Source organism: Marinobacter similis (genome assembly GCF_000830985.1).
Lineage (GTDB): Bacteria > Pseudomonadota > Gammaproteobacteria > Pseudomonadales > Oleiphilaceae > Marinobacter > Marinobacter similis.
Window position 1 is genome coordinate 3125004 of sequence record NZ_CP007151.1, and the last position, 24002, is coordinate 3149005.

Sequence of the window (24002 nt, forward strand, 5' to 3'; positions counted from 1 at the left end):
GAAAGGCATCTGTTTGTCCAAAGCAATACTCAAGTGGTCGCATTCGCTGTTGCGCTCTCAGCCTCAGCTTGTACCCCGTTCACGCTGCCACTCTCAGTCTCATTGTCGGCCTCAAGCTGACCAGAATGCATGGTGCTCTGGGCGAGATCCAGTAGCTCTCGCAGGGCCACGGAGAACATGGCGTATTCCGGCTCACGGACGCTCTTCAGCTCCGCCAGCATGGACTTCCAGCGCTTGATCATTCCCACATGACGCTGAAGCCAGGCATCGACACAGGCCGGTACGTCCTCCGACTTACCCGCCAACCGGAGCACGCCGGTTGTGAGTGCTCTCTGCTGCCACTCCAGATCCTCCCGGAAGCTCTCCCGGGCAAGGGCCTGCCAGTGCGATGCGGGTGCCAATGAAGCAATGGCCCGGGCAAACCAGTTCAGATCCAGCTTGTCGCCCAGCTCATAGTACAGATTCGCGACCGTTTTCAGCGGCATACCAGACGCTTCCTGGGCCTCAATGATACCCAGTGACGAGTACAGGTAGTCAGTACCCGACACCACCGAGGCCAGCTCTGCGGGCAGTCCGGCATCGACCAGCCCCTGATGCCGTTTCTGCCAGGCGTTTCGGGCATGGTCACCGAGGTAGTCCGGCAAGCTGGCGGTGATAGCCCAGACACTGTCGGCGAAGCGCTCGATGTGGTTCTGGATACTGAGTTCCGCCCGACGATTGCGGAGCAACCACCGTACCGAGCGACGCATCAGCCGCATCAGATCCTGCATCAGCTCCATTTGCAACTGGGCCGGCACGTTGAAGTCCTGATGCTCGATCTTGTCCCACCAGTTATCGATGCGGAACACATCGCGGGCAATGATCCAGGCCAGGGCGATGGACGCCGCGTCAGCACCGGTGGACTGATTTAGCCGTTCGACAAAGGTGATCCCCATGTGATTGACCATGTCGTTGGCAATCTGGGTAGCGATAATTTCACGCCGCAGCTGGTGCTCGCCCAACTCCTTGGAGAACTTCTGGGTTAGCCCGCGCGGGAACACCTTGTACATTTCACCGGCCAGCAACGGCTCATCCGGCAGCGTGCTATTGATGAGCGTTTGCTTCAGATCGCCTTTCACGTAGGAAATCAGCACCGACAGTTCCGGCCGGGTCAGGCCTTTCTTGTCGAGCTTGCGCTCCGACAGGGTTTCGTCGTCGGGCAGGAATTCCAGCGACCGGTTGAGCTTGCTTCATTTTCAAAGGTATTCATCAGCCGGCGGTATTCCTCCAGCCGGACGGCCGCATCCTCACTGGCAATACTGATGGCCTGGGTCTGCCGGTAGTTGTTCTTCAACACCAGGGCAGCGACGTCATCGGTCATTTCTTCCAGCATAACGTTGCGCTGCTTGCCGGTCAGATCGCCCACGGCAACGGCCTGATTCAGCAGGATTTTCATATTCACTTCGTGGTCCGAACAGTCGACGCCACCAGAGTTGTCGATGAAGTCGGTGTTCATACGTCCGCCGCGAAGTGCGAACTCAATCCGGCCGAGCTGGGTAAGACCGAGGTTACCGCCCTCGCCCACGACCTTGCAGCGCAGCTCGGCACCGTTTACCCGCAGACCATCGTTGGCCTTGTCGCCAACGTCGCTATGGGACTCGCCCGCGGATTTCACATAGGTGCCAATGCCGCCAACCCAGAGCAGGTCTACCTGGGCCTTGAGGATGTGGGAGATCAGCATGTTCGGAGGTACCCGATCAGACTTGATGCCCAGCAGCTTCTTCATTTCCGCACTGACCGGGATGGACTTGGCGTTGCGACTGAACACGCCACCACCCTTGGAAATCAGCTTGGTGTCGTAATCGGTCCAGGCCGAACGGGGCATTTCGAACAGCCGCTTGCGTTCCTTGAAGCTCTTTTCCGGATCCGGGGTCGGATCGATAAAAATATGAATATGGTTGAAGGCTGCCACCAGCTTGGTCTTCTCGGAACAGAGCATGCCGTTGCCAAAGACATCGCCGCCCATGTCGCCGATGCCGATGGCAGTGAACTCATCCAGGGCCGGGTTGATGCCCATTTCCCGGAAGTGACGTTCCACGGATACCCAGGCACCGCGGGCGGTAATACCCATCTTCTTGTGGTCGTAACCGTTGCTGCCACCGGAGGCAAAGGCATCGCCCATCCAGAAGCCGTAGTCGGCAGACAGACCGTTGGCGATGTCCGAGAAGGTTGCGGTGCCCTTGTCAGCCGCTACAACCAGGTAGTGATCGTCTTCGTCGTGGCGCACCACTCGCTCGGGGGGCTGAATGCCAGCATCCACCAGGTTATCCGTGATATCCAGCAGGCCGCGAATGAAGGTCTTGTAGGCTTCAATGCCCTCGGCCTGGAAGGCCTCACGGTCTGACGGATCGGGCAGGCGCTTGGCGACAAAACCGCCCTTGGCACCCACCGGCACGATAACCGCGTTCTTGACCTGTTGCGCCTTCACCAGGCCCAGGATCTCGGTCCGGTAATCCTCGAACCGGTCCGACCAGCGCAGGCCGCCACGGGCAACCTTGCCACCGCGCAGGTGCACACCTTCCACCCGCGGCGAGTAGACAAAGATCTCGAACATGGGCAGCGGCAACGGCACATCCGGAATGCTTGACGGATCAAACTTAACGCTGATGTACGGCTTGGGGCCGCCATTTTCATCGTGCTGATAAAAGTTGGTGCGCAGAGTCGCCTGCATTAACTCCATGTACAGCCGCAACACCCTGTCTTCACTGAGGTTATCGACCCCGTCCAGACCGGCGTTGAACTCGATTTCCAGTTTCTGCTGAGCCGCCTTGCTCTGGCCGTCACTCTGGAAACGGTCCGGGTTGAAGCGTACCTCGAAGTACTCGAGCAGCAGCCTGGCCAGATCCATATGGTTGACCAGGGTGTTCGAGATGAAAGTCTGACTGTTGGAGAAGCGGATCTGGCGCATGTACCGCGCGAAGGTCCGCAACAGCGCAATCTCGCGCCAGCTCATGTACGACGTCAGCAGCATCCGGTTGAAGGCGTCGTTTTCGGCGTCGCCGTGCCAGACCCGACGGAACAGATCCTCGAAGATCGGGCGGATGCGATGGATATCCACAACGCGGCCGGTGTGGGCCTGCAGCGTGAAGTCGTGAATCCACACCGACTTGCCATGACGGTCGATGACTTCAAACGGATGCTCACCCAGTACCCGGAAGCCCAGGTTATCGAAGATCGGCATCACGTCGGACAACGGCAGCGGCTGATCCGGATAAAAGAGTTTGAAATGCAGGGTGCTTTCATCCTCTTCCAGGGCCCGGTAGAAGCTCATGGCCAGGTCACTGCACTTGGCAGCGCTGGAGATGTGCTCCAGATCGATTGCGGCCCGGCGCGGCGAGAACATGTCGGTGTAGCTGGCCGGGAAGCCGCCGGACCACAACCGCGACAGCTCGTTGCCCTGCTCTTCGCCGTAAGCTTCGCTCAGGGCTCGTAGAGGCCATCGCGCCAGGACTGCGCCATCTCGATGACTTTTTCACGAATCTCGGCAATCGGTATCTGCCGGTTCTCAACCTGGGGTACACGGATGGTGAACTGAACCCGGGCCAGCACCGATTCGGAGAAGTGGGTAACAAATTCGATGTCTTCCGCTTCCAGTCTGTCCAGCAGCACCTGCTCGACCTTTTGTCGCAGCTCGGTGTTGTAGATATCGCGGGGGAAGAACGCCAGGCAGGTGACAAACTGGCCGTATACGTCTTCGCGCATGAACAGCTCAATGCGGCGGCGCTCCTGGATGTACAGGATGTTCTTGGCCACCTTCAACAGATCTTTGCTTTCGATCTGGAACAGTTCGTCCCGGGGATAAACGGTAAGGATCTGGTCCAGTTCTTTGCCCGCGTAGTCGTCCCGCAGGAACCCGGAGCGCTTGATCACGTTCTGGAACTTCCGGCGCAGCAGCGGGATCTCGTCCGGGCGTTCGTTGTAAACACGGGAGGTGTACAGGCCCAGGAAGCGACGCTCACCGACCACTTCGCCCTTGCTGTTAAACTTCTTGACCGCGATGTAGTCCGGGTAGGCCGGACGATGCACCCGCGAGCGCTGGGCGGATTTGGCAAAAATAAAGATATCGTCAGTGCGCGTCATTTCATGGCGCGTGCGCTGGGGCAGCTCGTTTAGCCGAACCCGATCCGGACGCTCGTTGTTGACTCGCAGGATGCCCAGCTCCGAGTTCTCGACCCGGCGCACCACCATGCCACTTTTATCCTTGGCAAAATCGTACTCGTCGTAACCCAGAAACGTGAAGTGATCCTGAACCAGCCAGTTCAGGAAGGCTCTTGCCTCCTCTTTCTGTTCATCATCGATTCCGGCGGCGGTGGTATCCAGTTCATCCAGGATTTCACACACTTTGTCGGTCACAATTGGAAAATCGGAAACGGCGATGCGCACTTCGTGCAGCACTTTCTGTAGCGCTTCTTCGAGCTCGCTCAGGTCGGCTGGATCGCTGTGTCGGTCGATTTCCAGCACGATGAAAGCTTCAAACTGGGAGTTCTTGTTAGCGCGCTTGTTAGGCAGCAGTTTGCTCAGCTTGCCGTCTTCGGTCCGCTCAACCTGGAGTATGGAATGCTGAATGGAGTGGGTGCCGATCTCGCGCTGATTGATGGCAATGCGCAGGGAGTCGATCAAAAAGGGAATATTCGGGTGCAGTATGAAAATGACCGTGTGGGTCGACTGCCAGCCATCGCTTTCGAGGTCAGGGTTGAACACCGATACAGGGGTTTCGTCGGCGGACCGTTTCTGAAGAAACTGCCAGGCCGCAAGAACTGCACCATAGGTGTCCGAAAATCGTCGACTGACCAGCTCCTCAAGAGGAATGTGGGCATAATGCTGCTTCGCGAATTCGCAGATCTTTTTTGCCTCTGTTTTGGCAATTTTCTGAGCGAACGCATCAGCCAGTTGTTCAAAAAACTGATCCTTGCTGGCTACTGTCAGCGCATTCATGATCGACCTCGGTTAGTGTGAAGTAAACGTAATCGTCTTATTGTCACATAAGCATAGTCAAACCCTTGATTTTTGCCGGGCAGACACCAAAACTGCGGCAACTACTTACGCATCAAAGACGTTCTAAGATAAACCCTAGAGAATCGGAGCAGTTCCTTTCAATGTCGCTACAGCATACGTTCGGTGAACTCAGATCACAGTTGGCAAAAAGGATAATCGGACAGGCTAAATTGGTGGACCGATTACTCATTGCCCTCCTCGCCGATGGCCACCTGCTGGTTGAGGGTGCTCCCGGTCTGGCCAAGACTACGGCGATCAAGGCTCTGGCCGATCACCTGGACGGCGATTTCCACCGAATTCAGTTCACTCCCGACCTTCTGCCCTCGGACGTCACCGGCAGTGAAATCTACCGGGCTGAAACCGGTACCTTCGAATTCCAGCGCGGTCCTATTTTCCACAACCTGGTGCTGGCCGATGAAATCAACCGGGCGCCGGCCAAGGTCCAGTCCGCCCTGCTCGAAGCCATGGGCGAGCGCCAGGTCAGTGTTGGCCTGCGAACCTTCCCGCTCGATCGCCTGTTCATGGTGATGGCAACCCAGAACCCCATTGAGCAGGAAGGCACCTATCCCCTGCCCGAAGCCCAGCTCGATCGTTTCCTGATGCACGTGGTGATTGATTACCCCTCCGCCGAGGCCGAGAAAGCCATCCTGCATCTGGCGCGCAATGACTATCGCCAGGGCCAGGCCGAAGCCAGTGTTCGTGTGACTGCAGAACAGGTCTTTGAGGCCCGCAACGAGGTTGCCGATATCTACATGGCAGAGCCCGTGGAGCAGTACCTGCTGGCGCTGGTGCTGGCCAGCCGGGACGCCGGCAGCCTGGATCCGGAGCTGGCACGCTGGACCGCCTTTGGCGCCTGGAAGTGCTGCGGGATCACCTCAAGCAATGCATGGGCTTTGCCAGCACTACCGAAGGCGGCTTCCTGGCCCGGCGCCGGCACCTGGATGCTCTGGAGCGGGCGCGCGCAAACCTGTTGCAGGGCCAGGGCCAGCTGGAGGGTTACGGCGCCGGCGAACTGCTCGCCGAGGATTTGCGGGCGGCCCAGGACGCCCTGGGCGAAATCACCGGGCATCTGAGTCCGGATGAACTGCTGGGCAAGATCTTCTCCAGTTTCTGTATCGGAAAGTAATGTCAGATTGCCGGCATGCCGGCGGTCAGCCTGGTTTTTGTTTCAGCTCCGTTACCAATTGATACGTTTTTATCCCCCAATCCGTGAACGCTGGGCGTTAATCTTGCGTTCTAATCAGGGAATTTACTTATTGAGAGCAATGGGGAGTACAGGCGTGATCAAATTACTGACAGGATTTGCCACCGTGGCACTGACGTTGATGCGTCGGCGACCACGGTCCAGGCGCAAGAACGGCTCTATCTCTACACTGAAAATTTTCCTCCTTATAACATGAGTGCCTCCGGACGAGCGTTCGAGCATGGCAAGGAGGACATCGACGGGTTGTGCACCGAATTGGTCGTGGCTGCCCTGAAACAGACCAATCTCGATTACCGCATCAAGCTCCGCAACTGGGACTATGGTTACAACCGTGCCCTGCGCAAGGAAAACCACGGCATTTTCTGTACCACCTACACCGAAGAACGGGCGCCACTGTTCAAGTGGGTGGGGCCTCTGACTGACAACCTGTGGACAGTTTTCGCACCACCGGGATCGGATTTCGAGATGGACGGGCTTTCGGACGCCAAGGGCATGGTGTTTGGTGGTTACCGTAATGACGTGAAATCGGAATACCTGATCAAGAAGGGTTATGAAGTATCGGCGCTGGACAGTGATGACCTGAACCCGAAGCGACTGGAACTGGGCCAGATCGATCTCTGGCTGGCCGACCGTCTGGGTGGCCCTTACGTGGCGTCACAGCAAAATGTTGAAGGCCTGGTACCGGTGTTTTCGTTCAACGATACCCAGCTGTTCCTGGCTTTGAACCTGGAGACATCGGACGAGGTAGTCGCCGAACTGCAAAGTGGCCTGGCAGCCATCCGTGAATCTGGTATGTTTGAGGCCATTGAAACCAAGTACGGACTCTAATCAGGACGCCCAGTATGCAGCTTGCCGTTATCACCCGAAGCCTTCGCTCTCTCCCAACGGTGGGTGGACTGCTGCTGTGTCTGATGCTGGCTGGTTGCAGTTCCATGTACTACAGCGCCATGGAAAAGCTGGGCATTGAAAAACGCGAAATTCTGGTCGATCGGGTCGAAGACGCCCGCGATGCCCAGACCGATGCGCAGGAAACCTTTCGTTCTTCGCTAGAGCGGTTCCAGAGTGTGGTCGAGACACCGGACACGCCTTTGCAGGAGAAATACGACACCATCCGCACAGCGTTCGAAGACAGTCAGGACGCCGCCGAGGCAGTGCGTGACCGGATTGATGCGGTGGAGGATGTGTCTGAGGCGCTGTTCGACGAGTGGGAGGACGAGCTCGACCTCTATGAAAGCGCGTCCCTGCGTCGCACCAGCGAACGTCAGCTGCAGGAAACCCGCGGTCAGTACAATACCCTGATTGACCGTATGCATCGTGCCGAAGCCAAGATGGCTCCGGTCCTGGAGGCGTTTGAGGATCAGGTGTTGTTCCTGAAACATAACCTGAACGCCCAGGCCATCGGTGCCCTGGAGCAGGAACTCAGCCAGATTCGAGCCGATGTGGATCGTCTGATCCAGGATATGGAAGATTCGATTGCCGAATCTGAGGCCTTTATCGAGCAATTTAAAACGACCAATCAGTAACCCAGACTGATTGATGTGCCCAAGGGAAGCCACTGTGGCTTCCCTTTTTTGTTTTTGCCTTAACCAGTTTTTTGCAGGTCGCCGGTGTTCACGGGTTGCAACGCCTTGGTTGCACTTCGATTGCCGAGAAAGTCGGGCCGTGGCTTGTTGCCACAGAACGGCTGGTCCAGCTGGTTTTCCACGCTGTTGTAGACGAAGAACAGGTTGCTACGTGGCCAGGGTGACATGTTGGCATTGGAGGCGTGCAGGGTATTGCACTCAAAAATAATCAGGGAGCCGGCCGGACCGGTTGGCGCCTTGATCCCCTGCTGGTCGACGATGCGCCCGAGGTCCCGATCATTGGGCACGCCCAGTTCCTGCTTCTTGAGCGAGGACTGGTAATTGTCTTCCGGGGTGCGACCGACGCAGGGAACAAAGGTTTTGTGGGAGCCAGGTACCAGCATCAGCGGCCCGTTAAATGGCGTGTTGTCGGTCAGGGCGATGGAAAAGCTGACGGCGCGCATGCGTGGCATGCCATCCTCGGCGTGCCAGGTCTCGAAGTCAGAGTGCCAGTCAAAGCCCTTGCCGTGGAAACCGGGTTTGAAATTGATGCGGGACTGGTGGATATACGCGTCGCTGCCCAGCAACTGATGCACTATGGCCAAAATCTTCGGATCCCGGGTCAACTGGTCGAAGCGCTCCGAAAGCTCGTGTATACCGAAGATCGACCGGATTTCCTGTTTGCCCGGCTCAGTGATGGTGCCCTCCGAGCGCAGCACACTGTGGTCGTTTTCGTAAGCGCGCAGATCCTCCCGGAAGCGACGTACTGTCTCGGGATCCAGGAAGTTGTTGAACACCAGAAAGCCATCACGATCGTATTGAGCCAGCTCCGTTTCGCTCAACGGGCCTTGGCTGCGGTCAGTGCCGGTGCTGTGGATAACCGGGTCGAGGCGCCCAAAGGCTTCGCTCGGTCGTTCCAGGCGGGTAGGATAAAAGTCGTCAGAACGAGTCTCCATATTCGAACCTCCTTCTTTTATGCGGTTGTCTGTATTTGCTTACCTCGTGGTTAAAACGGTATTGAATACAAAGGCCTGAAAAACTTATGGACGGTGTAGCGTTAATTCAAGGGCCGAAAAAGCCCGGGTGTTCCCGGGCTCTGTTCACTATTGCCGTTAGCCAGTGAAAGCCATGTGCTCGTCTTCCAGCTGCATCAATGAGGCGGTGGGACTGAGCATGCTGGTGGCGTGACTCTGTGCCCTCGGTAGCAGTCGCTCGTAGTAGAACTCGGCGGTCGCCAGTTTGGCCTGGTAGAACGCCTCGGACTCCTCGCCGCCGTTGGATAACTTATCCACAGCAACTGCCGATTGCCGGAGCCACATGTAAGCCATAGTGACGTAGCCGCTGTACATCAGGAAATCGTACGCGGCAGCACTGACCACATCGCGATCCTTCCGGGCGGCCAGCATTACCCGCACCGTCAGTAGGTTCCACTGCGCAGTCAGTTTCAGCAACTCCACCGCGAACGGCCGTAGTCGCTTGTCAGTCAGTTGCTTGCGGGCAAAGTTGGCAACCTTAAGGGTAAACTCCCGAACCGCGCCGCCCTGCGTCATCAGCAAGACTTTGCGACCCAGAAGATCCAGGGCCTGGATGCCGGTAGTGCCCTCGTAAAGAGTCGCAATCCGGGTATCGCGCACGATTTGTTCCATGCCGTGCTCGCGGATGTAACCGTGGCCGCCGAACACTTGCATGCCCAGGTTAGCGGCCTCGCAGCCCATCTCGGTGAGGAAGCCCTTCAGGATCGGCGTCAGGAAGCCGAGCTTATCGTCGTATCGTTCCGCTTTCTCCAGATCGCCCTCGCTATGGCCTTCCACCATGTGGTCGGCCAGTCGGGCCGCGTAATACAGCATGGCCCGGCCGCCCTCGGCGATGGCCTTCTGGGTCAGCAGCATGCGCCGGACATCACCATGGTGGATCAGCGCGTCGGCGACCTGATCCGGCTCCTTCTTGCCGGACAGTGCGCGCATGGAGCGGCGTTCGCGGGCATAGTCCAGTGCCCATTGATAGGACAGCTCGGCCGGTCCGACGCCCTGGATGGCGGTTCCAATGCGGGCGGTGTTCATGAAGGTGAACATGCAGTTCAGGCCTTCGTTTTCCGGGCCGATCAGGAATCCGGTGGCGCCGTCGAAGTTTATGACGCAGGTGGCCGAGGCCTTGATCCCCATCTTCTTTTCCAGGCTGCCGCAGCTCACGCCATTGCGTGCTCCTACCCCACTGCCGTTCGCCCCATCTGCGGGCATGAACTTGGGTACGATGAACAGACTGATGCCACGGGTACCCTTGGGCGCATCGGGCAGCCGCGCCAGCACGATGTGGACAATGTTTTCGGTCAGATCGTGATCGCCGGAAGAGATGAAAATCTTGGTGCCGGTGAGTTTGTAGCTGCCGTCGGCCTGGGGTTCGGCCTTGGTTTTTACCTGGCCCAGGTCTGTGCCGCATTGCGGTTCGGTCAGGCACATGGTGCCGGCCCAGCGGCCCTCAGTCAGGGGTGTCAGGTAGGTGTGCTTCTGGTCGTCGCTGCCGTGCAGAAATATGGTGTTCATGGCGCCCAGGGACAGGCCCGGGTACATGGAGAAGGACCAGTTGGCGGTGCCCATCATTTCCTGTTTCAACAAGCCCATGGAGGCCGGCAGGCCCTGACCGCCGAATTCCTCGGGCGCAGACAGCCCCTGCCAACCGCCTTCAGCGTACTGCTGGTAGGCGGCTTTGTAGCCGTCGGGTGTGGTCACTTCACCATCGGTCAGGGTGCAGCCCTGCTCATCGCCGCTCTGGTACAGCGGGCTCAGGACTTCCTCACAGAACCGGCCGCATTCGGTGAGAATAGCGTCCACAATATCGGGGCTGGCGTTGGCACCGCTGGCGAGACGCTGGTAATGCCCGGGATAGTCAAACACTTCATTGAGCAGGAATTTCATGTCGCGCAATGGCGCTTTATAAACCGGCATAACGGTTCCTCGTAATCCTTGGCTGTGGATAAGTCATTGTTGGGCTGAGCCCTTGTCTACTGTTGTACGGTATTCCCCCGGCGCTGCCATTGACGAAAACCACCCCCGGTCCTGTCAGAAAAGACAATTGGCCGAAATGACGGGGTTTTCCACAGGCCCCTGATAGTTGATCGGGCGTAACCAACAGCGCGTATCTTGTATACAGATTCCTTATCCACCTTTTTGTCTGCGAGTGTAAAAATCATGCAAAGCCCCTCTGGAAGCGCCGTTGTTACTGGCCCCATTCGTTCACTCTGGTTATTGTTTGCGGTGTGGTTACTGGCAGGTTGCGCCGGAGCTTCTCTGGACGATTACGCCGACCGTGAGCCGGAGCTGATCCCGGCCCAGTTTTTTACCGGTGAACTCTCGGCCCGGGGTGTGGTCAAGGACTACGCCGGTACGGTCATTCGCACCTTCGATGCGGACATCAGCGCCTCCTGGGATAACGACGGTACTGGCACCCTGGACGAGGTCTTCCGCTTCGACGATGGTGAAGTGCAGACCCGGACCTGGACCCTGACCCCGGTGGACGACGGCTATCGGGCCACCGCCGGCGATGTGGTCGAGCCGGGCCTGATGCAGTGGCGTGGCAATGCTATCCACATGAATTACGTGCTGAGACTGGCGTACGGGGACGGGACCCTGGATGTGCGCATGGACGATTGGATGTACCTGGTGACCCCGGATACCTGATCAACGAAACCACCCTGAGCAAATGGGGTATCGATGTCGGGGAAATTGTACTGGTGATCCAGAAACGATAACCGAACCCGACGACGTTCACTGATTTTGGAAACTGTGTATGTGGAAGCAATGGCTGGTGGCACTGGGCTTTGTGGTTGTAGCCGCCGGGGCTGCGGTGGGCTATCTGAATCTGGGGTCCGGTGAGCAGGCTCAGAGTGGCCGTGAACGTCCGCCATCGGCTGTCAACACCCGGCTACCCGAGCGGGATACCGTGCGAGATGTCGTCAAGTCGGTGGGTAACCTTGAGGCCCTGAACTCGGTCGAAGTGACCAGCGAGGTCAGTGGTCGGGTGGTGTCCCTGCAGCTGCAGAGTGGCGCCCGGGTCGAACAAGGCACGGTCCTGCTGCAACTGGATGATCGCCAGGCCCGGGCCGACCTCCAGGTAATCGAATCCCAGCTCGCCGATGCCCGCCGTCAGTTTCAGCGCGCCCAGCAATTGCGTTCCAACAGCAGTGTGTCCCAGGCGGAAGTGGATGCCTTGCGCACCGCGGTCAGTGTGGCCGAAGCCCAGCGTGAGGCGGCCCGGGTCCGGCTGGAAAACCATCGGATTGAAGCGCCCTTTGCCGGAGTGCTCGGGCTCAGTGACATCGACATTGGCGCCTATGTGAGCGCCGGGACCCCCATCGCCACTCTGGACGCCACCGACCGGATGGAACTGAATTTTGCCGTTCCCGAACGCTTCCTGGGCGCCGTTAGCCTGGGCCAGAGCGTGGCTGGCCTGTCTCCGGCCTACCCAGAGGACCGTTTTACCGGCGAACTGGTAGAACTCGGTACCCGCATCAACCCGCTCAGCCGGACCCTGCTTGTACGGGCTTTGATCGATAACTCGGACGGCAAGCTGCGGCCCGGCCAATTCATGTCCGCCACCCTGACTCTCAGGGAGCGGGTGGCTCTGGTGATTCCCGAACAGGCGGTAATGATCCGCGGCGATGAGCAGTATGTCTTTGTCGCCGAGGATGGCGTGGCCCGCCGGACCCCTGTGACCCTGGGCTCCAGAATGCCGGGCCGGGTTGAAGTGTCTGAAGGCCTGACCCTGGAGGATGCGGTGATCGTTACCGGTCAGGACCGGATCAGCAATGGCGACCGGATTCGGGTCCAGGACGCTGACAATGCGATTCCGGAGAATCGCTTCGTTCAGTCCATGGAGTCCTGAGCGTGATCCTGTCCGATGTCTCCATCAAACGACCGGTATTTGCCACCGTCATCAGTCTGCTGATCGTGGTCTTTGGCCTGGCTGCGTTGCTGGGTCTGCCAGTGCGGGAGTATCCCGATATCGATCCACCGGAGGTCTCTATCTCCACCGACTACACCGGCGCCGCCGCCGAGGTGGTGGACACCCAGATCACCCAGGTGATCGAGGGTGCGATCAGCGGCATTGAAGGCATCCGCTCAATTGAATCGTCAACCGAACAGGGCGAGTCCCGTACCAGCATCGAGTTTTCCACAGACCGGGATGTGGATATCGCCGCCAACGACGTCCGGGACGCGGTGTCCCGGGTTGCTAACCAGCTGCCCGAGGAAGCCGATCCGTCAGTGGTGCGTAAAGCCGATTCTGATGCCCGGCCGATGATGTGGGTCACCCTGCGCAGTGACGTCTGGGACAGTGCCGAACTCAGCGATTTTGCTGACCGGGCCTTGGCCGACCGGTTGTCGGTGCTAGATGGTGTGGCCGATGTCTTCATCGGTGGTGAACGCCGTTACGCCATCCGGGTCTGGCTCGACCGGGAACGGCTGGCAGCGCGGGATATCACCGTGGCGGAAGTGGAAGCGGCGCTGCGGGCCAACAATGTGGAACTGCCGGCCGGCTCGGTGGACTCTTCTACCCGCAACTTTGCGGTTCGGGCCGAGGGCCGGGTATCGACGGTGGAGGAATTTCAGCGCCTGGTGATTCGGCGCGACGGCAATGACCTGCTGCGGCTGGGCGAGGTTGCCAATGTCGAGATGGGCGTGGAATCCGACGTCGGTCGTTTGCGCGCCAACGGTCAGACCGCCATTGGCATGGGCATTATTCGCCAGTCCAAGGCCAATACCGTGGCGGTGTCTGATGCTGTTCAGGCCGAACTCGAGAATATTCGGGAAACCCTGCCCCCGGAAGTCACCATCGCCGAGAGCTACGACGAATCGATCTTTATCCGCGCCTCCATCAAGGAGGTGGTGATCACCCTGGCCATTGCCGTCTCCCTGGTGATCCTGGTGATTTTCCTGTTCTTGCGCTCCTGGAGGGCCACCCTGATCCCGGCGGTGACCATTCCGGTGGCAGTGATTGGCGCCTTTATCGGCCTCGGTTTCCTGGGCTTTTCCATTAATGTGCTGACCCTGCTGGCGGTGATCCTCGCCATCGGTCTGGTGGTGGATGATGCCATCGTCATGCTCGAGAACATCCAGCGCCGCATCGATAACGGTGAGCCGCCGTTGCTGGCGTCTTATCGGGGCGCCAAGCAGGTGGCCTTTGCCGTCATCGCCACCACCCTCACGTTAGTCGCGGTGTTTGTGCCCATCTCGTTCATGGGCGGCAACGTCGGTCGACTCTTTGCCGAGTTTGGTTTCACCCTGGCGGCTGCCGTCGTGGTGTCCAGCGTGGTGGCGCTGACCTTGGCACCGATGCTTTGTTCCAAGTGGCTGCGCCATAGCCCGGAAACCGCCGAGGGTCATCGCTTGTGGGCAGCCAGCGAGAAAGTGCTCGATGGCCTGACCCACGGCTACCAGCGCCTGTTGCGGTTCTCCCTGAACCAGCCGGGGCTGTTGCTGGGATTGGGATTGGCCGGAATGATCCTGGCTGCTGTGGTGTACCCGCAGTTGCCCCAGGAACTGGCGCCGACCGAGGACCGGGGCATCATCATCATGCCGACCAGCGCACCCAGAGGATCGACGGTGGAATTCACCGATCACTATGTACGCCAAGCCGAGGCCGAGCTGTTGCCCTACCTGGAAACCGGTGTGGCTGACCGCTTGTTGTCGATCGTTGGCTTTCGGGATGAGGAAGACAACGCCTTCATGATCATGGGCCTGGCGCCTTGGGAAGAACGAAGCACCAAGCAGCAACAGATCACCAGTGAGTTGCGGGGCAAGCTGAGCCAGATCTCGGGTATTCGGACGGTGGCAGTGAACCCACCGGGACTGGGTCAACGGGGCTTCAACCAGGAGGTTCAGTTTGTAGTGGCCGGTCCGGATTACGAATCGGTCCAGGCCTGGAGCGACGAGTTGGTGGAGCGGGCCAAGGACAACCCCAACTTGCTGAACCTGGATACCGATTTTGAACTGACCCGTCCGGAATTGCGGGTGTCGATTGATCGAGAGCGCGCCGCCGACTTGGACATTACCATCGAGGATGTCGGTCTGACCCTGCAGACCATGCTGGCGTCACGGCAGGTCACCACCTATCTGGATCGCGGTCGCGAGTACGACGTGATTGTGCAGGCCGCAGATGCCGACCGGGCGACACCGGCGGACCTGGGACAGATTTTCCTGCGACCCCGCGAGGGCGGCGCTCTGATTCCGATGCAGGCTCTGGTGTCGATCAAGGAAACCGGCGCCAATCCGGATCTGCGCCGCATTGACCGGCTGCCGGCGGTGGTGATCAGTGCGTCGCTGGCCGATGGCTACGATCTGGGCTCGGCCCTGAACTACCTGAATAACCTGGCTGTGGATAACTTGCCCCCGGAGGCGCGGGTTAGCTACCAGGGCCTGTCCCGGGAATTCCAGGAATCGTCCGCCGCCATCTATCTGACCTTCGGGCTGGCCTTCGTGATTGTGTTCCTGGTACTGGCTGCCCAGTTCGAAAGCTGGATCCACCCGCTGATCATTATGCTGTCGGTCCCGCTGGCGGTGACCGGTGCTCTACTGGCGCTCTGGTGGTCGGGCATCAGCCTGAATATCTACAGTCAGATTGGCATCATCATGCTGCTCGGCCTCATGGCCAAGAACGGCATCCTGATTGTGGAATTCGCCAATCAGTTACGGGACCGGGGCTACGCCGTTAAAGACGCCATTCTTGAAGGGGCCAGCCTGCGCTTCCGGCCAGTACTGATGACCACCATTTCCACCGTGTTCGGTGCCGTGCCCCTGGTCATTGCCACCGGAGCCGGTGCCGAGAGCCGTGCCGCAATCGGTGTGGTGATCCTGGGTGGGTTGGTGTTCGCGACAACGCTGACCCTGTTCATCATCCCGGTGCTGTACAACCTGCTGGCGCGCTTTGCCAAATCGGCCAATGCGGTGGAGAAGGAGTTGGAACGTCAGGCCGGTGGACCTGCCGGGGGTGCCGTTACCTCAGCTGCTCCGCAAAAGCGGGCCGACGATTTCTGACGTAAGCCGCGAGTTCTGTGGTCGATCCAGCCTGCAGAGTCACAGGGTCGATGGGAATGACATCTGGCCCGAGAGAACTTCGTCGGGGTGGATGTCCACGCAGAAGACCTGGGCCCTGGCTCCGGTATACAGGCTTGTAGATAAGGTGATGGTGCGTTTGGCGTCGGGTAGCCCGACGTACGGCCGCGAGCTACTGATGTGTTGAGGCCGCTCGAGGGCATTGCGAAAATACTCCCGATGCTCCCAGCGAGCGCCGGCGGAATGGTACAGAGGGTTGAACCGGCCGCGATTCCTGTCACTGTCGGTGTGAGCAAGGTTGCCTAGCTGGACGCCATTGGCGTCCAGGAGAAAGCAACGTTTTACACCGCTTTGCTCTAACAGGCGCTGGCAGGCTTCCCGGAAATCGTTGCCGCGAGCCAGTCCATGGCAGGCATCCATGATCTCGAATCGCAACAGCCGGAGGTAGCTCTCCTGGTTCTGATGGTCCTGCAGGGACCATTCGTCGGAGTCGACCAGGACATGATGGAGCCGGGCTTCAGACTTATCCACAATGTTTGGGGTGATACTCTCAGGCTTGCCGAGCAGAAATCCCTGTAACAGATCGGCTTCGGTTGCCAGTGCAATTCTGGCCTGGGCTGTGTTCTCGATACCTTCCAGCAGCACCAGACTACCGCTTTCCCGGATCATCCGGACCAGACTTTCCAACAACAATCGGGCCCGGTTGTTCTTTTCGGCATTGACCAGCAGGCTGCGATCCAGTTTTACGATCAGGGGATTTATTTGCCACAGCCGCTCGAAGTTCGAGTCCCCCATCCCGAAGTCATCAATCGCGATCTGAAAACCCAACGTCTTGGCCTTGTGGATAAACACCATCAGGGCTTCGGGGTTGTCCGAGGCAGTCTCCACCAACTCTAGGACCACCCTGTCCGGTTCGATTCCGGCGCTTGGCAGTGTGAAGCCAGTCGTTCCAGCGAGGCGTCGGGATGCACGCAGGTGTCAGGGTTGATGTTCAGGAATAACCAGACCGGACTTTCACCGGCGGCGAAGTTCGCCAGATGCAGATGCAGCAGGTGCCGATCCAGCGTCGGGGTCTGGCCCAAAGTGGCGGCCTGCTCGAACAGGCTAAGGGGAGAAACCGGCTGATCGTGTTTACTGACCCGGACCAGTGCTTCAAAGCCCACCAGCTTCTGATGGGTCGGACTCAGGATCGGTTGATACACCGATCTGAAATCGTAGCTGCGGATAATGTCGGGCTCGGTGAGAGCACGGGCATGGCTTCGGCGGGAAAGTCGGACTACGCTGCTCATTCAGCAACCTCGAACCTTGCTGTCGTTGTAGCCGTCCTGGCCGTGGATTGAACGCATTAAAATACACCTAACATGCGGATTTCGTGCCAAAATTAACGAATGACAGCCGAGCCTGCAGCGACTGGCAGGTAACCGGATGTACCACAAATCAACTCGACGGATTTGCACGACCTCGGTGCGCCCCGGGGGGTCATTGACCGCGTTGTGCACTAAAACAGGATGATTCATGGAGCCACACAGCCAGTTTCGATTGCTGGGACAACAGCGGTTTTTGCCGTTCTACCTGACCCAGTTCTCCGGCGCCTTTAACGACAATCTCTACAAGAACGCCCTGTTGTTGTTGATCACCTTCAGCGCCGGTGGCCTGATGGGCTTGTCGGTCAATGTCGTGGTTAATCTGGCGGCGTTCCTGTTCATCTTGCCGTTTTTCCTGTTCTCCGGGATTGCCGGGCAACTGGCGGACAACTACGAAAAGGCGCGGATCATTCGCACCGTCAAACTTGCGGAAATTGTCATCATGCGCTGGCGGCCATCGGCCTGTGGTTTGGCTGGTATGAGCTGCTGCTGGTGTTGCTGTTCCTGATGGGTACCCAATCCACCTTCTTCGGGCCGGTGAAGTACGCGATCCTGCCCCAGGTGCTGGCGGATGAGGAACTGGTCGGCGGCAATGGTCTGGTCAGCATGGGCACCTTCGTAGCTATCCTGCTTGGCACCATCGTCGCCGGGCTGCTGATGGGTTATGACCTGGCGGCAAAACTGACTGCCGTGGCGGTGCTGGTGATGGCGGTACTGGGTTACGTGGCCGCACGCCAGGTGCCGCCGACGGGAGACCGAAGCGAGGCGCGGGCGGTCCCGTTGCGACCGGTGCAGGAGACCTGGCAGTTGATGGTCATTGCCGCCGAGCGACCCCGGGTGTTGCTGGCGGTGCTGGCCATTTCCTGGTTCTGGTTCCTCGGCGCCGCCTACCTGACCCAGTTTCCGAATTTTGCCCGCACCAGTCTGCTTGGGGATGAAACCGTGGTCACCCTGTTGCTGTCGACGTTCATTGTCGGGATATCAGCCGGTGCCATGCTGTGCGAACGCCTGACTCGGCACCAAATTTCGCTGGTACCGGTGCCTGGGGCGCCCTGGGACTGACCCTGTTGGGCGTGGATCTGTTCTTTGCAGTGCCGGAATCGCCGATGCAATCGACCTGGCTAACCCTGCTGATGGACCCGGTGTATCTGCGGGTGCTGTTTGATCTGGTGGGCATTGGCGTCTGCGGTGGGCTGTTCATTGTGCCGTTGTACGCCTTCATTCAGCATGAGACTCCGGATCATAAGCGCGCCCGCATCATTGCCGCCCTCAATGTCATTAATGCTCTGTTCATGGTGGTCAGTGCCCTGGTGGGGATTCTCGTGCTCGGAGTGCTGGAAGTGACTATTCCCGGATTTTTCCTGTTGTTATCACTGCTTAACGCTGCGGTCTGGCTGGTGGTGTGGCGCCTGCGGCGTTCAGAACCGGCGAAATCTGTGGATAATTAATTGAATAACCGTCGGAAAACCTTTGGACGAATTTTTTTAAGAATAATAAAAACAGTAGTTTAGGTGCTATTTTAGGGCGGTTAACCCTTGCTCAAAAATGTGGATAACTGTCTTAAAAACTTTTCTAAGAAGAGCTGTACAAGCGTTTGAAAAGCCAATGTATTTCGGTTATCCACTACCGTCATCCACAGGAAAAGGGCGGGTTTTTCCGATGCCCGATGCCTTGTCGGCTTTCAACACCGCTTGGCTCTGGTTAAAATTTGCACATTCAAACTGCAATTCGGTGGCCGAGGCGTTATACTCGCCGCCCTGTTTTTATCCCCCGATTTCCGAGGTGAACTGTGGATTTTCCAACCCGTTTCGATGTCATTGTCATTGGTGGTGGCCATGCCGGCACTGAAGCCGCGCTGGCCGCGGCGCGCATGGCTCGCAGACCCTGCTGCTGACCCACAACATCGAGACCCTGGGCCAGATGTCCTGCAACCCGGCCATCGGCGGTATCGGAAAAAGCCACCTGGTCAAGGAAATCGATGCCCTCGGCGGTGCCATGGCCACTGCGACTGATCGGGCCGGTATCCAGTTCCGGGTTCTGAACAGTCGCAAGGGGCCGGCCGTGCGCGCGACCCGCGCCCAGGCTGACCGCGTGTTGTACAAGGCGGCAATCCGGGAAGTATTGGAAAGTCAGCCCAATCTGACCCTGTTCCAGCAGGCTGCCGATGATCTGATTGTGGAAAACGATCAGGTCACCGGGGTGGTGAGCCAGACCGGAATACGGTTCAACGCCAAGACTGTGGTCCTGACCACCGGCACCTTCCTGGGCGGAGTTATCCACATCGGCATGCAGCATCATTCCGGCGGCCGTGCTGGTGATGCCCCGGCCAACGCCCTGGCCCAACGCCTGCGGGAACTGCCGTTCAACGTGGGCCGATTGAAAACTGGTACGCCGCCGCGGATCGACGCCCGCAGCGTGGACTTCTCGGTCATGGAACAGCAATGGGGCGACAATCCCGCTCCGGTGATGTCGTTCACCGGCAGCCGTGACCAGCACCCGGAGCAGATCTGCTGTTACGTGACCCGGACCACCGAGCGCACCCACGACATCATCCGTAGCGGTTTTGACCGTTCGCCGATGTTCGCCGGCAGCATCGAAGGTGTCGGGCCGCGTTATTGCCCGTCCATCGAGGACAAGGTCAACCGCTTCGCCGATAAGGATTCGCACCAGATCTTTGTCGAGCCCGAAGGTCTGACCACCAACGAGCTCTACCCCAACGGCATCTCCACCAGCCTGCCTTTTGATATCCAGTTGCAGGCGGTACGGTCGATTCCGGGTTTTGAAAATGCCCACATTACCCGCCCGGGCTATGCCATCGAGTACGATTACCTGAACCCACAGGATCTGCGCCACACCCTGGAAACCAAGTTTATCCAGGGCCTGTACTTTGCCGGCCAGATCAACGGCACCACCGGGTACGAGGAAGCTGGTGCCCAGGGACTGCTGGCGGGCATCAACGCCGCCTTGCGGGCCCAGGACAAAGATTCGTGGTATCCGCGCCGGGATGAAGCCTACCTGGGTGTGCTGGTGGACGATCTGATCACCATGGGTACCAGTGAGCCCTACCGCATGTTCACCAGCCGGGCTGAATACCGGTTGATCCTGCGCGAGGACAACGCCGATCTGCGCCTGACCGAAACCGGCCGCAAGCTGGGCCTGGTGGACGATCATCGCTGGCAGGTCTTTAACGACAAACGCGAGGGCATTACCCAGGAGCGCCGTCGGCTGGAAACCACCCGGATTCACCCGAATACTGACGCCGGGGAGCGGGCCAACGGTTTCCTCAAGCAGCCGATGACCCGGGACCAGTCCCTGGCCGAGCTGCTGCGCCGGCCAGAGATCGCCTACAGCCACATTGCCGAAATCGGTGCCGACAGCGCCGAAGATCCGAACGTGTCCGATCAGGTAGAGATCGAGATCAAGTACGAGGGCTACATCTCCCGTCAGGCGGATGAGATTGAACGTCTGCGCCGCAATGAGAACACCGAATTGCCGGTGGATCTGGATTACGACGTCATTGGTGGTCTGTCCAATGAAATCAAGCAGAAGCTCAAGGAAGTGCGTCCGGAAACCGTGGCCCAGGCGTCCCGGGTCCAGGGCGTGACCCCGGCCGCGGTCAGCCAGATCCTGGTGCACCTGAAAAAGCGCGACTTGCTGCGCAAGCAGAGTGCCTGATCTGATTCCATGACTAATTCACTTTCTAATTCGCTCTCCAGTCCACTCTGGCAACGCCAGCTCCGGGACGGGCTGGTGGCGATGGATGTGTCCCTGAGCGAGGCCCAGCAACAGCAGTTGCTGGCCTTCCTGAACCTGCTCAACAAATGGAACCGGGCCTACAACCTGACCGCAGTGCGCGACGAGCGCGAGATGGTGTCCCGGCAATTGCTCGACAGCCTCAGCATTCTGCCCCATGTGCACACCGAGCATCTGCTGGATGTTGGTGCCGGTGGTGGACTGCCTGGCATCCCCCTGGCCATTGCCCTGCCGGAGCGCCGGTTCACCCTGCTCGACAGCAATGGTAAGAAAACCCGGTTCCTGAATCAGTGTGTGCTCGAGCTTGGGCTTGGCAACGTTGATGTTATCCACGGCCGGGCCGAAGCCTGTACGCCGGAGCAGCCGTTCACCCAGATCAGTAGCCGGGCTTTCACTGCGCTCGAGAACCTGGTCAGCTGGTGCGGCGATTTGCTGGCAAATGGCGGCGAGTTCCTTGCCATGAAAGGCCAGTTTCCGGATGATGAGGTGGCTGCGCTTCCGGCCGGCTGGCAGGTAAAATCCAGCCATTCCCTGGAAGTCCCCGGAGCCGATGGCGACCGTCACCTGCTGGTGGTCACCCGGGCAGATCATTCCCAGTAACCCGCAAACAGGAGGCGAGACATGGCGCGCGTGATTGCAGTGACCAATCAAAAAGGCGGTGTGGGGAAAACCACCACCTGCGTCAACCTTGCTGCGTCGCTGGCCGCCACCAAGCGCCGGGTTCTGCTGGTGGATATGGATCCCCAGGGCAACGCCACCATGGGTAGTGGTGTGGATAAAAACGCCCTGGAGCTGTCTGGCTACGATTTGCTGACCAAGCGCGCCACAGCCGCTGAAGTCATCTTCCTGGCGGAATCGTCCGGTTTCGATATTCTGCCGGCCAACGGTGACCTGACCGCGGCGGAAGTGGAACTGATGAACGAGATCGGCCGTGAGCATCGGCTGCGCCTGGCCCTGAACACTGTTCGCGACAACTACGATTACATCCTGATCGATTGCCCGCCCTCGCTCAGTCTGCTCACCGTCAATGCACTGTCTTCAGCCGATTCCGTGCTGATTCCCATGCAGTGCGAGTATTACGCGCTGGAAGGCCTGGCGGCGTTGATGAACACGGTTGAACAGATCCAGGAGACGGTGAATCCGAATCTGCAGTTGGAAGGCATACTGCGTACCATGTACGACCCGCGTAACAGCCTGACCCTGGACGTATCCGGCCAGCTCAGTGAGTATTTTGGCGACAAAGTTTACCGGGCGGTGATTCCCCGCAACGTTCGCCTTGCCGAAGCGCCGAGTTACGGGATGCCGGCCCTCAAATACGACCGTGCTTCCAAGGGTGCGGTGGCGTACCTGGCCCTGGCCGGTGAAATGGTGCGGCGCCATGGCTCTACAAAGACATCCGCGCCGGTGGCGGTGTAACATACCGCCCTGTCACTCAATAACGCATAACGAATTTCAACGGGAAGAATGACTGACACCATGGCGGCGAAGAAACGAGGATTGGGCGAGCGAGGACTGGGAGCGCTGTTGGCGGGCTCCAAGGTCAATCTCGACCAGGAACTGAAGGATCACGATGGGGAGCTGCGCGAGGTTCCCATCGACCTCATCCAGCGTGGCCGCTTCCAGCCACGCCGGGACATGGACCCGGCGGCGCTGCAGGAACTGGCAGATTCAATCCGTCAGCAAGGTGTGATGCAGCCGGTGGTGGTGCGTCCCATTGCCGAAGGCCGCTACGAGCTGATTGCCGGTGAGCGCCGCTGGCGCGCCACCCAGATGGCTGAGCTCGACAGCATTCCTGCCATTATCCGAGATGTACCCGATGAAGCCGCCATTGCCATGGCGCTCATCGAAAACATCCAGCGTGAAAATCTTAATCCCATCGAAGAAGCCTTCGCACTGCAACGCCTGCAGGACGAGTTTGGTCTGACCCAGGCTCAGGTCGCCGAGGCTGTGGGTAAGTCCCGGACTACCATCACCAACCTGCTGCGCCTGATTGGCCTGACCGAAGACGTTCGCCTGATGCTCGAGCACGGCGACCTGGAAATGGGCCATGGCCGTGCCATGTTGACCCTGCCGCCGGAACAGCAGATGCAGGTGGCCAAACAGGTGGTCGCCAAATCCCTGTCTGTGCGCCAGACCGAGGCGCTGGTGCGCCGGGTCCAGCAGGAAAAGCCGGACCAGAAATCCGGCCGTGAGGCCGCGGTCGATCCCAACATTCGCGCGCTGCAGGATGACCTGGCGGAGCGCCTCGGAGCCCGAGTCTCCATTGCCCACGGTCAACGTGGCAAGGGCAAGCTGGTGATCGAATACAGTTCCCTGGACGAGCTCGATGGAATTCTTGGCCATATCAAGTAATTTGGCCTGATTTTCCGGCTCTTTCGGAGTGCTACGAAAGTCCGTGTTTGTTCATTTACACAACATGTAGTGGTACGAAGTTAACCGGTCGCCTATTTGTGTGCCAACGCCGGCGACACCCTCAGCTAGGCCCTTATTGACGGGGACTTGCGGAATTCGGTTTTGTTGATTCGTGCACATTGAACACCTATAATCTGCGGCGCTCGTATTGGTGCATTTGCTTACTTTTTAAACTGCATCGACGAAAAGCACCGTACTCTCGGGAAAAAAATGACGAAGACAACGCCGAGCGGGATACGACGCCCGCCCATTGCACGATGGTTTGTCATAGAAAGTGTGGTACTTGTCTTGGTCAGCCTGGCGTTTCTCGCGTTACGCGGTCAGGTTTCTGGTTATTCAGCGCTGCTGGGCGGTCTCATTTTTTTACTGCCCCATGGTTATTTTGCGCTCAAGGCATTCCGCTTCTCCGGCGCGCGGTCTGCCAAACAGATCATGAGTTCTTTTTACCAGGGTGAGGCCGGAAAGCTCATCCTGTGCGCCATCTTCTTCACGATGGTGTTCAAATGGATTCAGCCGCTTGATATAGCGGCACTTTTTTTAACATTTGCGATCATGCTGGTCACCAACTGGTTGACACCGCTTCTCGCGGGCAGCAATACGCAGCAAAGCTAACTGGACCTGGGAAACC

The 24002-nt window shown here is 58.7% G+C and carries 17 protein-coding genes and 3 pseudogenes; 15 read left to right on the forward strand and 5 right to left on the reverse strand.

Translation table 11 applies throughout. From position 1 onward, the window contains the following. Positions 1–29 precede the first annotated feature (29 nt). Positions 30–4974 (reverse strand): annotated as a pseudogene (locus AU14_RS14500) (NAD-glutamate dehydrogenase). A gap of 161 nt (positions 4975–5135) precedes the next feature. Between AU14_RS14500 and AU14_RS14505 the strand changes: the two are divergent. The 4 genes and pseudogenes from AU14_RS14505 to AU14_RS14515 form a co-directional block, all read left to right on the forward strand. Next, positions 5136–5888 (forward strand): annotated as a pseudogene (locus AU14_RS14505) (AAA family ATPase); the annotation flags it as partial. 32 nt (positions 5889–5920) lie between these two features. Then, positions 5921–6160, forward strand: coding sequence for a hypothetical protein (locus AU14_RS19155; protein WP_236744105.1), 240 nt, complete (start codon positions 5921–5923; stop codon positions 6158–6160). 270 nt (positions 6161–6430) lie between these two features. Continuing rightward, on the forward strand, positions 6431–7066 hold the full coding sequence (locus AU14_RS14510) for a substrate-binding periplasmic protein (RefSeq protein ID WP_148312758.1): 636 nt from the start codon (positions 6431–6433) through the stop codon (positions 7064–7066). Between the two features lie 104 nt (positions 7067–7170). After that, the gene (locus tag AU14_RS14515) at positions 7171–7761 is read left to right on the forward strand and encodes a DUF2959 domain-containing protein (protein WP_158498343.1); all 591 of its coding nucleotides are present in this window, start codon (positions 7171–7173) and stop codon (positions 7759–7761) included. Positions 7762–7820: 59 nt separating this feature from the next. On the opposite strand, the gene thpD is transcribed toward AU14_RS14515, so the two are convergent. Both thpD and AU14_RS14525 read right to left on the reverse strand, forming a co-directional pair. After that, positions 7821–8756, reverse strand: coding sequence for an ectoine hydroxylase (thpD, locus tag AU14_RS14520; RefSeq protein ID WP_041341925.1), 936 nt, complete (start codon positions 8754–8756; stop codon positions 7821–7823). A 156-nt stretch (positions 8757–8912) separates the two neighbouring features. Beyond that, positions 8913–10742, reverse strand: a complete 1830-nt coding sequence (locus tag AU14_RS14525) for an acyl-CoA dehydrogenase C-terminal domain-containing protein (RefSeq protein ID WP_041341928.1) — start codon at positions 10740–10742, stop codon at positions 8913–8915. A 243-nt stretch (positions 10743–10985) separates the two neighbouring features. Here AU14_RS14525 and AU14_RS14530 point away from each other — a divergent pair, with 243 nt between their 5' ends. From AU14_RS14530 to AU14_RS14540, 3 genes are all read left to right on the forward strand, one after another. Then, a complete protein-coding gene (locus AU14_RS14530; protein ID WP_236744106.1) occupies positions 10986–11474 on the forward strand; it encodes a DUF3833 family protein in 489 nt (162 codons plus the stop codon). Between the two features lie 109 nt (positions 11475–11583). Next, positions 11584–12678, forward strand: a complete 1095-nt coding sequence (locus AU14_RS14535; protein WP_041341931.1) for an efflux RND transporter periplasmic adaptor subunit — start codon at positions 11584–11586, stop codon at positions 12676–12678. 2 nt (positions 12679–12680) lie between these two features. After that, a complete protein-coding gene (locus AU14_RS14540; RefSeq protein ID WP_041341933.1) occupies positions 12681–15827 on the forward strand; it encodes an efflux RND transporter permease subunit in 3147 nt (1048 codons plus the stop codon). 39 nt (positions 15828–15866) lie between these two features. On the opposite strand, the gene AU14_RS14545 is transcribed toward AU14_RS14540, so the two are convergent. Both AU14_RS14545 and AU14_RS21980 read right to left on the reverse strand, forming a co-directional pair. Further along, positions 15867–16733, reverse strand: coding sequence for a sensor domain-containing phosphodiesterase (locus AU14_RS14545; RefSeq protein WP_236744635.1), 867 nt, complete (start codon positions 16731–16733; stop codon positions 15867–15869). A gap of 5 nt (positions 16734–16738) precedes the next feature. After that, entirely contained in the window at positions 16739–17134 is a 396-nt protein-coding gene (locus AU14_RS21980) for an EAL domain-containing protein (protein ID WP_236744107.1), read from the reverse strand. A gap of 226 nt (positions 17135–17360) precedes the next feature. Here AU14_RS21980 and AU14_RS21985 point away from each other — a divergent pair, with 226 nt between their 5' ends. From AU14_RS21985 to AU14_RS14575, 8 genes and pseudogenes are all read left to right on the forward strand, one after another. After that, positions 17361–17717 (forward strand): hypothetical protein, encoded by a 357-nt coding sequence (locus AU14_RS21985; RefSeq protein WP_236744108.1) that lies wholly within the window; start codon positions 17361–17363, stop codon positions 17715–17717. Beyond that, the gene (locus AU14_RS21990) at positions 17702–18271 is read left to right on the forward strand and encodes an MFS transporter (RefSeq protein WP_236744109.1); all 570 of its coding nucleotides are present in this window, start codon (positions 17702–17704) and stop codon (positions 18269–18271) included. Before AU14_RS21985 ends, AU14_RS21990 begins: the two co-directional genes overlap by 16 nt. Before the next feature lie 5 nt (positions 18272–18276). Further along, complete coding sequence (locus AU14_RS21995) at positions 18277–18657, forward strand: hypothetical protein (protein ID WP_236744110.1); 381 nt, start codon at positions 18277–18279, stop codon at positions 18655–18657. A gap of 341 nt (positions 18658–18998) precedes the next feature. After that, positions 18999–20884 (forward strand): annotated as a pseudogene (mnmG, locus tag AU14_RS14555) (tRNA uridine-5-carboxymethylaminomethyl(34) synthesis enzyme MnmG). A 9-nt stretch (positions 20885–20893) separates the two neighbouring features. Continuing rightward, the gene (gene rsmG, locus AU14_RS14560) at positions 20894–21562 is read left to right on the forward strand and encodes a 16S rRNA (guanine(527)-N(7))-methyltransferase RsmG (RefSeq protein ID WP_041341936.1); all 669 of its coding nucleotides are present in this window, start codon (positions 20894–20896) and stop codon (positions 21560–21562) included. A gap of 21 nt (positions 21563–21583) precedes the next feature. Then, entirely contained in the window at positions 21584–22378 is a 795-nt protein-coding gene (locus AU14_RS14565) for a ParA family protein (protein ID WP_041341939.1), read from the forward strand. 60 nt (positions 22379–22438) lie between these two features. Beyond that, positions 22439–23314 (forward strand): ParB/RepB/Spo0J family partition protein, encoded by an 876-nt coding sequence (locus AU14_RS14570; protein ID WP_041344025.1) that lies wholly within the window; start codon positions 22439–22441, stop codon positions 23312–23314. Between the two features lie 270 nt (positions 23315–23584). Continuing rightward, positions 23585–23986, forward strand: coding sequence for a F0F1 ATP synthase subunit I (locus tag AU14_RS14575; RefSeq protein ID WP_041341942.1), 402 nt, complete (start codon positions 23585–23587; stop codon positions 23984–23986). Positions 23987–24002: the final 16 nt, after the last annotated feature.